Source organism: Sphingobacterium allocomposti (genome assembly GCF_008124885.1).
Lineage (GTDB): Bacteria > Bacteroidota > Bacteroidia > Sphingobacteriales > Sphingobacteriaceae > Sphingobacterium > Sphingobacterium allocomposti.
In genome coordinates, this window is sequence record NZ_VNHX01000002.1 from 114,156 (window position 1) to 127,288 (window position 13,133).

Below are 13,133 nucleotides of genomic sequence, written 5' to 3' on the forward strand. Positions count from 1 at the left end.
TAAGCTACAAATGACGGTAATCCTACTCACTTTTTTTCTATGAAAAATGGCAATTCATATCTGCAAATTGGCTTTTCTAGCCTTCGGTAATTGTTTTTGCGTAATGTAATGTGTTGTTTTTCAGTGTTTTTGTGCTGTTTTGTCAACATGACAAGTGACGGCTTTAATTTGTATTTAGATTGATTATTGATTTGTTTTGTATGAGAATAGGACAGGTAAGAAATAGAAAATCGAGCATGAAAAACAGAAGAAATAAGTTTAGTGGATTAAAATGGGCGGTGGTGCTAGTCTTAGTTGGTGTACGCTGTAGCATGGCGCAGCAATTGCGTGTAGTAACCTTGAACAGCGCTATTACTGAGACGGTGTTCGCATTGGGAATGGGGGACAATATTGTCGCCACCGATGTAACCAGCATATCGCCGAAAGCGGCCGCAGATCTTCCACGTGTTAGCCGGAACCGCTCCATATCGGCTGAAGGAGTGATGGCTTTTCACCCGCACATTGTCTTAGCGCCTGAAAAAGACGTTCCCCCCGCTGTGGCGCAGCACCTGCGGCAATCCGGTATTCGGTTCATAGCAATCCGGCAGGAGTTTTCTGAAAAAGGAGCCTATCGGTTTATTCAGGAAGTAGCCAATGCGCTCGATATACCGAAAAAGGGGAAAGAGGCCGTTCTTCGGACAAAGTTGGCCATGGACAGGGTAAGAGCGGTGGTCGAGGAACAAACAGCTGGTCGGACAAAACCGAAGGTACTTTTTATTTATGCCCGCGGTGCGGGGGCAATGAGTGTCGCCGGCAGAGGCAGCAGCCTTGATGCTTTGATTGAACTGTCGGGAGGGAGAAATGCCGTGCAGGAATTTTCGGATTTTAAACCTTATACGACGGAAGCACTGGTTAAGGCAGATCCTGATGTTATTCTGATGTTTGACTTTGGCGTCAGCAGCCTCGGAGGAAAGCGGTCTATTCTGAAGATGCCGGGAATGAATATGACGACCGCGGGACGACATGGGCGTATTCTTGCCCTGAATGCGTCGTTGCTGGTGAATTTCAGCACGCGCCTTCCCGAAGCCGTGGCATCCTTGCACCGGGAGCTGATGCAGTCTCCACAGGAGTAAGGAAGAAAACACCGGAACCGTTTTACAGGGATTAAAAAAGTCGGTATATGGATTAGTCCGCTGGATTTGCCTTCGCAAAAAGAATGTGCGGAAAGTGCATCGTCCTACTATCGTCTATCATATTTTGGAAGAAAGGAAACGTGTCAACAAAACAACGGATTATTATAATGGTACTGACTAGCACTTTGCTAGCCGTAGCGTTGCTGTCTTTAAGTCTAGGAGCTTATTACATAGCAATCGACGACGTCTGGCGCCTTATCCTGGAGAAAATTGGGATGGCGACCAGTGATTCGTTGGATGGTGATGTTCTTTTTGTAGTGCGGACGCCACGGGTTCTACTTGGACTCTTGGTTGGGGCCGCATTGGGTGGGGCGGGTGCCGCGGTTCAAGGTATCTTCAGAAATCCGCTGGCTGATCCAGGGTTGATCGGCATTTCCGCTGGCGCATCGTTATTTGCTGTATTGGTAATAGCATTTGAAAGTATCCTGTTCGTCGGACTATCGCAACTGTTTGGACATTACCTGTTGATCTTGGGATCTTTTGTGGGAGCAGGACTAACGGCATTTATGGTATATCGTCTTTCCTTGAAGGAAGGACGTCCTCAGGTGACGACCATGTTACTGGCGGGAATCGCCATCAACGGACTGGCAGGAGCGCTTACAGGCCTGACGACCTATATGGCAACAGAGCAGCAGTTGCGTACTATTACGTTCTGGATGCTGGGAAGTTTGGGCGGAGCGACGTGGGAAAGTGTGGCCGCGGTCACGCCCTTTATCATACTACCGGTGTTCGGCATGCTGTTTTTCGGAAAGGCGCTGAACGCTTTTGCGCTTGGGGAAACACAGGCCGACCTCTTGGGTATGCGGACCGACAACGTCAAGCTTTGGGTCGTTACGTTGGGCACTCTTGCTGTGGGAGCCGCCGTTGCTGTGTCGGGTATCATCGGATTTGTTGGTCTGCTGGTGCCCCACACTGTCCGCCTGATGGGGGGGGCAGACAACCGGTATGTGCTGGTCGCATCAATCATTATGGGATCGATGGTACTGACGCTGGCCGATGTGCTGTGTCGTACCTTGGCAGCGCCCATTGAGCTACCGATCGGTGTAATAACCGCGCTGCTGGGCACGCCGGTTTTTCTGTATATTTTAATAAAAGAAAGGTAGACTATTTATGTTTGTGTGCTTTCAAGGTATTCATGTATTATGTGGTGCGTTTTGCTCTCCGCTGTTATTGAGGCCTATGTCAGAGAGGAAATGCGGAAGATAGCACTACCTCGGAGACTTATTTAGATGTTGCTTAACACGTTGTACTATGTTACGGGTAGATAAATTAAATTATGAAATCAAGGGTCGAACGCTGTTGAAGGACGTCTCGCTGCAGGTGCGGAAAGGAGAGATCGTAGTTTTATTGGGAGCTAATGGTGCCGGAAAGTCAACACTGATGCGCCTCCTGGCCGGCGATGTGGCGCCGTGCTCAGGAACGGTGAGACTATGTGGGCAGCCGCTGGAAAAATACAACATGCGCCGGCTGGCCAGGCAACGTGCAATGCTCATCCAACAACAGCAGGTGGCCCTGTCATTTACGGTTCGGGAAATCGTCCTGATGGGACGTTACCCACATTTCCGCTCGGCACCACAAGCTGCCGATCTCGCTATCGTGGAAGAGGTGATGGCCTTGTGCGGTGTATCGGATTTCGGAGATCGGGTTTATATGAGTTTGTCAGGAGGGGAGCAGCAGCGGGTGCAGCTTGCCCGTGTACTCGCACAGATCTGGGACAATCCTGAGGGGCTGTTGTTGCTTGACGAACCTATCTCGGCGTTGGACATGTACTATCAGCAAAAGGTGCTGGCTATTGCTAAGGCCCTTTCGCGCCGGGGCTATATGGTGGTATTGATTCTACATGACCTCAATTATGCCGCAAGCTATGCAGACCGGATCGTCATGCTAAAGCACGGACGTAAGTTGTTCGACGGCACTCCCATAGAGGTGCTGACCACTCCGAACATATATACCGTTTTTTCCGTGGAAGCCGAAGTCGACATTAGTCCGTATACCTTACGTCCCTATGTCAGATTCAAGGAGATGAAACTGGATGAACCAGTGATGAGGTGTGTTATTTAGAATTAATTTAAATAATTGAAATAAGTTGTATATCTTTAAGGCATGAATTTGCAGGAACTTTCACTATGCGTGTAAAAAGTAAAATAGTAGAGTTGAGCGAATGGCTTTTTATCGAGGAAGTACCGGATAGCTATGACCCCAATAGACCGTTGGAAGAGCACCGCTCCGTCATCGACAATGAAGCGATGCATATGGAGATATTTCACCTATCTACAAGCGGACTATTTATTTTGCATACAAAAATGTTGTTCGAGCAGGCCATGCACATCCATATCGACATCGAAGGCGAGGCTGTCACGAGCCAGTTTGTCTTTTTTAAATCGGCGGATAATAAACTCCCGTATGGTATGAGTCGCCACAATATCCGGTATATTCCTTCAGCGAAGACCGTACACGGGGTTAAGGAGAATATCGAGTACAGCTATTTTATTGCAGTAATATCAAAGGAATATTATCTCAACCTGATAAAGCGGGACTCGCTGCTTCACGAACATTTTATGCAGGAAATAGAAAAGGGGCAATATGCCTCGTTTTCAGAAGAGGATCTGACGGCGACATATGAGATGCAGCATACCATTACCGAACTGGTTGAATCCAGAAAAACGGGGGAGATCCGGCGCCTGCATACCGAGTCGCGTGTCGTCGAACTGCTCATGTATCAATTTGAACAGTATAATGAAAAGAACGGGAAGCATGCCCCTTTGTTCAATGAAGACGATATCGCCCGCCTTGAGCTTGCGCGGCAGATCCTTGAGCAGCGCCTGTCTAACCCGCCGACGCAGAAAGAGCTGGCTGCGGAAGTGCTGATGAGCGAAAGCAAGCTGCGGAAAGATTTTAAAGAATATTTCTCCGTGACCATACACGACTATCTAACACGGATTCGGATGGAGAAAGCCCGTAGCTATCTACTCGATGATAAGATGTCGGTATATAAAGTAGCGTTGTTAACCGGTTTTGGTCATCAGAACAACTTCAGCAGTGCTTTTAAGAAATACTACGGTATATCCCCGGGAGAATTGAAGTTTTGAAACGTTTAGGAAAAGAAGATTTTAAGTGCGTATTGTTATTCACCCGAACACATGCTGTCCGTAGAGTTAGCGGTCTCTATGGATCGGCTCAAAAACGGGGGGCTGAGATTTCCTTTTTTTGTACTATCCCTTAGTGACGCTCCGCTTCGCAATAAGGACGGTGCTGGGGCCTCGTAGAGGTCCGATGTTTATAGCTTATACATGTTTGTGATTAATACGCCCCCCGTCAGGGGTCGAACTATAACATGCATATATTTCTATAATGTGCAACCCTTCGGGTATATTTTTCATATACGATATATACCAGTCGGAGAATAATTGTATCCAGTTTTTTACTATCTTTGCTTTCGTTATGAAAGTTATTTGGCTCCAATTCCTATTGTCTGTCCGCTACAGAATAGTCTAAAATAGGCTTTTTCTTAGCTTAGACACCGTTAAACAAGCTGTTCCGTGCTTGTTTTATTTCTATTCCCATTTTTATTTATTGATTAAAAGCGCCGGAAGGCATTGGCGTTTTATAGTTTAAAGTGTATGCACGAAAAAGAAAACTGGAAAAAAAAGTTCCTTGTTATTTGGGTTGGGCAGTTTATATCGCTGATGACGAGCTCAGCCGTAAATTTTGCCATCATTATATGGCTGAGTATTGAACATGGATCGGCAGAAGTGTTGGCCTACGGTGCTATAGCCGGGATGCTGCCGGCAGCGGTTATCGGTCCATTTGCAGGAATATACATCGACAGGTGGAACCGTAAAAAGACGATGATGTTTGCCGACGGCTTTGTGGCGCTTTGTACGCTGGTCATGTCGATCAGCTTTTATCTGGGATATGAAAGCCTCCTTTTGATCTATGCAATGCTTGCCTTGCGGTCGGTGGGTTCTGCCTTTCATATGCCTGCTATGCAGGCTTCCATTCCGATGATCGCTCCCGAGCGGGAGCTGTTGCGCATTGCAGGTGTCAACCAGATGATCCAGTCGGTTTCGGCGATCGCCGGGCCTGCATTGGGAGCGCTTGCTATTACACTGCTGTCAATAGGCAACGTGCTGCTATTGGATATCGTGGGCGCTGTCGTGGCGATTGTATCGTTGTTATTTGTCTACATTCCAGATCCAGTCGTTCCCGAAAAGGCTAAAGCGAGTTTCAGGCAGGCCCAGAGCGACCTCCGGTTGGGTTTTAGAGCTATTTTGGACAACAGGGGGCTAACCTGGCTGTTTACGTATTCTTCGATCGCTACTTTTTGTATTATGCCTGTTGCGGTTTTGTTTCCGTTGTTAACGTTGCAATACTTCGGCGGTGGCAAGTTGGAGATGAGCATTATCGAAATGGTGTGGGGGATAGGTATGTTAGTGGGCGGCAGTGTGCTGGGCGTTTTTAAGCTGACGGTCCGGAAGGTCGTCATGATTAACGTTATGCACATGGTGCTTGGCGTGAGCCTTTCTCTATCCGGTGTTATTCCTCCGTACGCTTTTTGGTTGTTTGTGGGCTTGACGGCTATCGGTGGCGTTGCGGCGACAATATATAATGCAAGCTTTATGACCGTGCTACAGGAAGAGGTACGCCCCGAGGTGATGGGCCGTGTTTTCTCCTTGTATTTCAGTATTGCCATCATACCTACCGTGGTCGGATTATTAGGTACCGGGTGGGCGTCTGATCTGTTTGGGGTAAATAATATCTTTATTGTGTTGGGCGCGGTGATTGCCCTCATCGGGATACTGTCTTTCTTTAATCCTTATATAATGGCGTTGGGGAAACGGGACGGCTAGTACATTGGACATAGCAGGGGGGCTTCTTTCTTTACCTCCCCCGCTGTTTTTATATGTTAAGGACGGCGTCTTATCTTATGGACTTGGACTTCATGGATTAAGAAAAAGCTGCCTCTAAGCGACGTCCCGTAGGTCTACCGGCACCACCCGTGATACTCCCTGCTCGACCATCGTAACACCGTAGATAATATCCGTGCTAGCTATCGTGCGCTTGTTGTGCGACACAATAATAAACTGTGAGTTCGCCGAAAAATCACGTATGATGTTGTTGAACTTGTCGATATTCGTGTCATCGAGCGGCGCATCAACTTCGTCGAACACGCAGAACGGAGCCGGCTTGAGTAGGTATAAGGAGAACAACAACGCTGTCGCTGTCAGTGTCTTTTCACCACCCGAGAGCTGGTTGATCGAAAGAGGACGCTTGCCTTTGGGCCGCGCGATAATGTCAATGTCCGACTCCAGCGGGTTGTTTGGATCTGTCAGAATCATGTCGCAGGAGTCTTCTTGGTTAAAGAGTGACCGGAACACCTGAATAAAGTTATCCCGAACTGTATTAAAAGCCTGCATAAACTTGTCGTTCGCCGTCTGGTCGATCTCGTTGATGGTCGCCATCAGCGAAGCTTTCGCTTCTAAAAGGTCGCCCTTTTCTTTCGATATAAATGAGTGGCGGTCATTCATCTCGTCATAGGCTTCCTTGGCCATTGGGTTGATAGACCCGTACGTGTCAAGCTGTTTCTTCAATCTAGTGCAGGTTTCCGTCAGTTCCTCCTGGCTGGCGGCGATGTCCGGCATATCTCCCTCCAGTAAGGTGTTAATATCGATGTCAAATTCAACCGCCAGGCGTTCTTTCAGGCTGTTTAATTCTATCTGAAGTGACGTTTTTTTGTCCTTTAACTCGGCTAGTAAAAAGTCGTTTTGGTCTTTGTTGCGACGAAGCTGCGAAATCGATTCTTCCAGTTCGTTTATTTTTCGCCGGGCGGCGAAGAATTCTTCCTCGATCTCCTGGAGGCCTTTCTCCAGCGCTTCTTTTTGCGCGTACATGGCGACAAGATCATCGTCGTTAACATCTGTATACTGTTGCGCGTCGGTCATGTCTTTTTTGACCTGTTCAAATTCAGCTGTATTTTTTGCTATACGCGTCTCCAAAGATTCTTGTTGGGTTTCACGGTATTCCACATCTTTTTGTAGACTGGATACTTTGTTTTGCTGCTGGTGGAAGCGTATATTCTCTTGATTAAACGCTGCTGATTTGTCCGTTAGGACTTCAGAGAGTTCGGTATACACCTCCTGCAGACTCATGACTTCCTCCTGGCAGTTGGCCTGCTCAGACTTTAACGTGGCTAATGCAGGCTCGGCCGTTTCCAGTTCCTCATTAATGGTCACGATTTTACTTTCGATATCTTGTTTGCGGTTCTGGCTGTTGGTAATGAACGCCTGATATTGCTCCTGCTTGGTTTTTACTGTTAGCAGCTCATTATTGAGACGGTTTAGTATATTCCGGAGCTCGTCAATGACGTCGCGCTGCGACGACAGACGTAAGGTAGCAAGCCTGTCCACATCTTCCGCTTCCTGAGCCTGTAGTTCCTCAATCCGCCGGGTCAGGTCCTTAATCTCTTTAGCCAGATTTTCGAGGTTCTTTGCGCGGCCAATCCGCTTGCCTTCGAACAGGCCGATAGAACCGCCGCTTACGCCGAGCCTGTGTTTGGAAAATTTGCCTTCAGGATGTAGGATCACGACATCTTCGGCAGGCAGTTCCTCATCCAGCGAATCCGCTGCCTCAGACTTTAATAGGAAAACGTGGCGCAGCAGGTGCTCGCATAGCGCTGCATATTTCTTGTCCACTTTTACCACGTCGAGAGCTGGAACAACATAATCAGAAGGTACGGCAACAGACGGGGAGTCCGGCTGTTGTATGGCATCCAGGACGAAAAAGTTGGCTCTCCCACGGGACGCATCACTAAGAAGCTGTATGGCTTGTACGGCTTCCTGGCGGTTCTCGACTACATAGTGGTTCATCACCGGTTCGAGGTAATTCTCGATGGCGACGCGGTACTCCTCCTGGCAGAACAGGATATCAGAAAATAGTGGATATGATTTTTTCCAGCCTGCGTTTTTCCGTAGAAATTTGATGGACTCCGGAAAACCTTCCAGATTATCGACGAGCGATTTCGTAAGGTTATACTCATTTTGTTTGGCGTCGACAAGGCGTGACTCTCGGCTGATTTGCAAACGCGTCTCTGTCAGTCGTTCTTCCACCTCCTGCATCTGCCGCTGGAGCTGCTGCTCGGCAAGGACGGCCGCATCATACTGATTTTGTTGGATGTCTACGCGCGCCTCGAGCTCGGCAACCGCCCGGTTGAATTCCGTTAACTCTTCCTCCTTGACGGTTGTATCGCTCACGGTGCGAAGCGATTCCTGCTGTAAAGCCTCCTTCTGAATGTTCAACACCGCTATGTCCTTTTCCAGCTTGTACGTTTTGTTTTGTATTGTGCTGCTCCGAAGTGTGCATTCATCGAGCTTGGCTTTTGCAGACTGCTGCTGTATGCGGATCTCGTCGACTTCCGTTTTATTTTTTTCAATGGTTTGTTGCAACATTTCCAGCGCCTGCTGTTCCTCGTACAGCTCTTCATGCAGGCGTTTGATGGTGTGGAGTACATGTTCGAGTTGAGACCTGTCCTGGGCCAGCTCGGCAGTTAGCCGTGTTTCTTTGTCCTGCAGGTGTTTAATCTGCTCGTTTTTTATCTTTTTGTCTGATTCGTACGCACGTATTTTATTGATATACTCGTTCGTACTTTTCTGTTGCGTAGCTAAGTTTTTCTCTTTGGAAAGAATGTCTTCGCGGAGTTTCTTTAACTGCTCTTCCTGTTCAGCAATGGCCGAGTGGATTTGCGTTATTGTTTCCTGCTGGATACTTTCCTGTTCGGCTATCCGTTCCAGGTCGGCGCTGAAGCCTTCGAGACGGTAATAGGCCAAGCCCACGCTTGCCTGACGGTATTCGTCTTTCAGTTGGAAATACTTGTCTGCTTTTTTAGCCTGCGCCTCAAGTTGCTTTAGATTTTTGCTAATCTCGTGAAGAAGATCATCCACGCGCGACAGGTCGGACTCCGTGTCTTTAAGTTTAGCGAGGGTCTGTTTTTTACGGACTTTGTATTTAGAGATCCCCGAAGCTTCTTCAAACAAGTTTCGGCGGGAGTTATCTTTGTTGTTGATGATCTCATCGATCATCTTCAGTTCGATAATCGCATAAGAATCTGCTCCTAGTCCAGTGTCCAAAAAGAGGTCGGTGATGTCCTTCAGCCGGCATTTGACGTCGTTGAGCCGATATTCGCTGTCTCCGTTGCGATACAGTTTACGGGTGATCGTTACCGTAGAAAACTCGGTAGGCAATAGCTGACTGTTGTTTTCGAAGGTCAACGAGACTTCTGCTAAATTCGCGGGCTTTCGGTTAGCCGTGCCGTTGAAGATGATGTTCTCCATCTTTTCCGACCGGAGCATACGCGTGCTTTGCTCGCCCAACACCCAGCGTATGGCATCCACCACGTTAGATTTACCACACCCGTTCGGCCCCACGATGGCGGTAACACCTTCATTGAAATTGATGGTGATTTTATCGCCAAAGCTCTTAAATCCTTTGATCTCTAATTTTGTCAACTGCATATGTTGCCCCTCTTCTTTCTAAAAAATCGAAGGACGAAAATACAGAATTTTCAATATAACTGAAAGAGACCGTAATCAGGAGTTGGGAATTAGGCGTTGGTGATTAGTAATCAGAAGTTGGACAGAGGGATGGAGAAAAAGAAAAGGGGCGAGCGAAATGAATCATTTAGCCTCCCCTTTCCGGATTGTTATAAAGATAAATTATGGACTGTCCTATAGTTAGTGTGGTATTACACCAATGTATAGGGGCATACTGTTATCCTCTTTTGTTCCGATCAACAGGATGCTGTAATAATAACCTCTGGTAAAGTTGTAGCTGTCGCGTTCGGCAATCTTGTTGCCATCTGCATCCCTGACTTCGAGCCTGAAACTTCCGCTTTCTTTGGCCACGAAGGTTTGATGTTGCACGGCGGACGCTCCGGTTTCTACTGGTCTGTCAGCAAAAGCGGGGGTGGAGCTGTCTCCGATGAAAAGGCTGACTTCCGAAACACCGTTTGCAAGATTAAAGAAACGGAAGGCCGTTTTATCGCCCAGGTTGTCAATGACCTTATCCTGTGTCATCGCAAACTTGGGTTGGGCGGGTGTACCGTAGACAAATGAAGAGTAGGCCGTACTATCCCTTACTGTGATTGTAGAATCGACGATAGTTTTGTTTTGGCTGGCCGACATTGCCCGCAGGTTGCGGTTTCCTACGTATAAAGATGCTGTAGAATATCCCCTGAACATGATGGGTGCATAGCCCGCATTTAAGGTCCTTCCGTCAATCTGATAGTAAAGGCCTTCCGGACTGGTAAAGGCGTTTACAAAGGTCATAAATCCTGCCGGTACTGGAACTCTATCCTCGTCTTTTAAGCAACCTGCGAAAAATACGAGACTGAAAAGAAGGGTTCCTAATAGCTGTATCGATATCTTTTTCATCTGATTAATTGTTTATTCATATTGTGTTTATTTTCCAATTGCATTCATGAGCTCACTACGTTCGGTTATTCATATTGTGTCTATTTCCAATTGCATTCATGAGTTGGTTTCACCCCACGTATGCAACCGTTGGCCGTCAATGGTATTCGGGAGTCTATGTTTTTCTCCTTTTGCGTGGTAACATATGCTGGTTTCATGCATCATTGTTTTTGGGAATAATACGAGATGGGCTTGCCGATTGCTACAGGGAACAAGACAAAAACTTCCGGAATTCTTGACGGATCGGAAATTTGTGACCCCAGGGGAAGGTAAGACGCAGCAGATGAGTGAGACGGAGGTAAAGTGGAGACTGCTCACACGGTAGCAAAAGACACCCAAAAGTCGTGAAGACGTAAAGGTGTAAAGCGTTTTTTGTATCGTGAGATCACGTTAGCGTGTTAGACGGGGCAAGCTGCGTTCTACCCCTGATTATAAGTCTCTAATCGCAGGTTATGTATCCCTAATCGCGAGAAACGCTTTATCTGCCCATCCGGATCGAATCATATAACGTATGTGTTTCTATAGATAGGATTAACGACGCGAAGAAAACCTACGACGGTGGCGTCAGGCTTTTTGGAATGCTTCCTATTCGTGATCGTCCCCGACGCGTTCTCCCTTTTTATTTTTCTTTTCGTGCTTGCTGTTAAAGTTGGATATCTCGACGATACGGGGAATGCTGCTTTTTGGAGCCATATCGCGTAGCTTCTTTATCCGTTTAGCCCGCTTCAAAATCTTGAATTTTTTATTATCGCGGTATAGGTTCCAGTTCATCAGCATGACGCTCGACAGCACAACTACCAAACCTGCGATTTGTAAAGCTGTTACCTGATGGCTTGTGAAATAGTGTGCCAGTATCAGTGCGACGATCGGGTTAATATACGCGTAAGAGCTGACCTCTGTTGCCGGGCGGTGTTGAAGCAGCCAGATGTAGCTACCGAAAGCCAGTATAGAACCCATTGTCGCGAGGTAGGCCATCGCTCCCCAGTCTACGGGGTGGACAGCGTTCAAATCAAACCGCGCATATTCGCCGCTGACCAAGGCTACAACCGTGAAAGAAACGCCAGCCGACACCATCTGCCAGGCTGTTTTAACCATGACATGGAGATCGTTACTGTCTTTCTGTCCCTCGTTGCGTCTCTTTTCTTTGCTATACTTCGAAATCAGCGATCCGATCGTCCAGCCGATCGTACCGAGGATGAGTACGACCATGGCGATCAGCTTCATGTCTTTATTGCTGTGGCTGTTGTCCGGGGTAAAAAGCTGTTCGGCAAATAACATAAATACACCTACAAATCCAAAAAGGAGTCCCATGACGATAGGCAGGCTTGAAAAATTTTCTTTCCATTTCGGTTTATCAAAAACAACAAACCAGATAGCTGTTGCCGAGGATAGGATGGTTACAATGGCGCTGGAAATGTACTGCTCTGACCAGATAATCGCTGCCATGTCCACAAACAGCAACAGGAAGCCGATAAGCAGGGCATCTTTGACTGCGGGCTTTAGGAAGAGTTTATACCCCCTTAGCCAGCAATAGCTCATCAATATGGTGCCGGCAATAAAGAAGCGGATAGACCCCAATACAAAGGGACTAAAGCTCCTTAACGCTTTCTCAATAAAGAAAAAGGTAGAGCCCCAGACAATGTATACCACAAGGTAGGCCAATACGATCCTAATAAGGGCGGGGGAATCGGTTCGCTGTGTTGTCATAGTCCTTTTCGAGTATACGTGTTTTTCTTTCCGGGTGTGAGCCTTCCAATTAATACGGTTCTACGCAAATGTGATTAATGTCACGTTCTTGGTCCATCTTCCCGGCAACCACCGCCGGTGCAATCGCGCTTCATAGGCGGACGTCTGGCATAGCCATACCAATGACCTATTTATGCGTGGCGTACAAATGGATCTATATATTTATGTATGCGTTAAGATGTTTTTTTTGTTGGTATAACGAGCTTCTGTTCTTCTTTAACCGTCTCTAATACGATTGTCGTTCGTGTGGATATAATGCCTTCAATTTTTCCTAATGTGTTACGCATGAGGTCGACAAGTCCGGCCGCGTCATTTGTCCGTACTTTGATTAAATAACCGTCGTCTCCAGCGATGTCGTGAACCTCTTGGACTTCGGGTATTTCCGCCAGCATGAAACCTACCTTCTGCACGCCGATAATATCTTGCGCTTTGATGAAGATGAAAGACAACAGTTTCTGATCCAAAGCGTTCGGATTTATTTTAGCGTTGTATTGCAGGATGACCTCTTTCTGCTCCAATTTCTTGACACGCTCCAATATGGCGGATGGCGCCATGCCTAGTTCCCTGGCGATGTCCGCGTTGTTCGTGCGCGCATTTTCCTGCATAATGCGCAATATTTGATAGTCGATATGATCAAGGTTGTATTCAAATTTTGCCATAGTGCTGCAAATATAGGTATATTCTGAATTATATTCAAAACTAACTGCTAAAAATAGAATTTTATTCTAAAGTATGTTGGTCTCTCTTTACT

General features: G+C 47.1%; 9 protein-coding genes. 5 read left to right on the forward strand and 4 right to left on the reverse strand.

The genetic code is table 11. The annotated features are described in order from the left end of the window. Nucleotides 1–236: 236 nt before the first annotated feature. From BC792_RS02110 to BC792_RS02130, 5 genes are all read left to right on the forward strand, one after another. Nucleotides 237–1,112 (forward strand): heme/hemin ABC transporter substrate-binding protein, encoded by an 876-nt coding sequence (locus tag BC792_RS02110; RefSeq protein WP_246154788.1) that lies wholly within the window; start codon nt 237–239, stop codon nt 1,110–1,112. Between the two features lie 167 nt (nt 1,113–1,279). Then, nucleotides 1,280–2,275 (forward strand): FecCD family ABC transporter permease, encoded by a 996-nt coding sequence (locus BC792_RS02115; RefSeq protein WP_148907337.1) that lies wholly within the window; start codon nt 1,280–1,282, stop codon nt 2,273–2,275. Between the two features lie 148 nt (nt 2,276–2,423). Beyond that, nucleotides 2,424–3,233 (forward strand): heme ABC transporter ATP-binding protein, encoded by an 810-nt coding sequence (locus tag BC792_RS02120; protein WP_148907338.1) that lies wholly within the window; start codon nt 2,424–2,426, stop codon nt 3,231–3,233. Between the two features lie 65 nt (nt 3,234–3,298). Beyond that, on the forward strand, nt 3,299–4,261 hold the full coding sequence (locus BC792_RS02125; protein ID WP_148907339.1) for a helix-turn-helix transcriptional regulator: 963 nt from the start codon (nt 3,299–3,301) through the stop codon (nt 4,259–4,261). A gap of 531 nt (nt 4,262–4,792) precedes the next feature. After that, nucleotides 4,793–6,022 carry an MFS transporter gene (locus BC792_RS02130; RefSeq protein ID WP_148907340.1) on the forward strand — a complete coding sequence of 410 codons (1,230 nt, stop codon included), beginning with the start codon at nt 4,793–4,795 and terminating at the stop codon, nt 6,020–6,022. 114 nt (nt 6,023–6,136) lie between these two features. On the opposite strand, the gene smc is transcribed toward BC792_RS02130, so the two are convergent. The 4 genes from smc to BC792_RS02150 all read right to left on the reverse strand — a co-directional run bounded on the left by smc (nt 6,137) and on the right by BC792_RS02150 (nt 13,041). Next, a complete protein-coding gene (smc, locus tag BC792_RS02135; RefSeq protein WP_148907341.1) occupies nt 6,137–9,679 on the reverse strand; it encodes a chromosome segregation protein SMC in 3,543 nt (1,180 codons plus the stop codon). A 219-nt stretch (nt 9,680–9,898) separates the two neighbouring features. Further along, the gene (locus tag BC792_RS02140) at nt 9,899–10,597 is read right to left on the reverse strand and encodes a DUF4397 domain-containing protein (RefSeq protein ID WP_148907342.1); all 699 of its coding nucleotides are present in this window, start codon (nt 10,595–10,597) and stop codon (nt 9,899–9,901) included. A gap of 624 nt (nt 10,598–11,221) precedes the next feature. Next, the gene (locus BC792_RS02145; RefSeq protein WP_148907343.1) at nt 11,222–12,343 is read right to left on the reverse strand and encodes an EamA family transporter; all 1,122 of its coding nucleotides are present in this window, start codon (nt 12,341–12,343) and stop codon (nt 11,222–11,224) included. A 212-nt stretch (nt 12,344–12,555) separates the two neighbouring features. Further along, nucleotides 12,556–13,041, reverse strand: coding sequence for an Lrp/AsnC family transcriptional regulator (locus BC792_RS02150; RefSeq protein WP_148907344.1), 486 nt, complete (start codon nt 13,039–13,041; stop codon nt 12,556–12,558). Nucleotides 13,042–13,133 lie beyond the last annotated feature (92 nt).

Bases quoted from the DNA above. Each gene is read 5' to 3' on its own strand.
- BC792_RS02140 (WP_148907342.1), bottom strand. From the start codon at position 10,597: ATGAAAAAGATATCGATACAGCTATTAGGAACCCTTCTTTTCAGTCTC.
- smc (WP_148907341.1), bottom strand. From the start codon at position 9,679: ATGCAGTTGACAAAATTAGAGATCAAAGGATTTAAGAGCTTTGGCGAT.
- BC792_RS02145 (WP_148907343.1), bottom strand. From the start codon at position 12,343: ATGACAACACAGCGAACCGATTCCCCCGCCCTTATTAGGATCGTATTG.
- BC792_RS02110 (WP_246154788.1), top strand. From the start codon at position 237: ATGAAAAACAGAAGAAATAAGTTTAGTGGATTAAAATGGGCGGTGGTG.
- BC792_RS02130 (WP_148907340.1), top strand. From the start codon at position 4,793: ATGCACGAAAAAGAAAACTGGAAAAAAAAGTTCCTTGTTATTTGGGTT.
- BC792_RS02125 (WP_148907339.1), top strand. From the start codon at position 3,299: ATGCGTGTAAAAAGTAAAATAGTAGAGTTGAGCGAATGGCTTTTTATC.
- BC792_RS02150 (WP_148907344.1), bottom strand. From the start codon at position 13,041: ATGGCAAAATTTGAATACAACCTTGATCATATCGACTATCAAATATTG.
- BC792_RS02115 (WP_148907337.1), top strand. From the start codon at position 1,280: ATGGTACTGACTAGCACTTTGCTAGCCGTAGCGTTGCTGTCTTTAAGT.
- BC792_RS02120 (WP_148907338.1), top strand. From the start codon at position 2,424: ATGTTACGGGTAGATAAATTAAATTATGAAATCAAGGGTCGAACGCTG.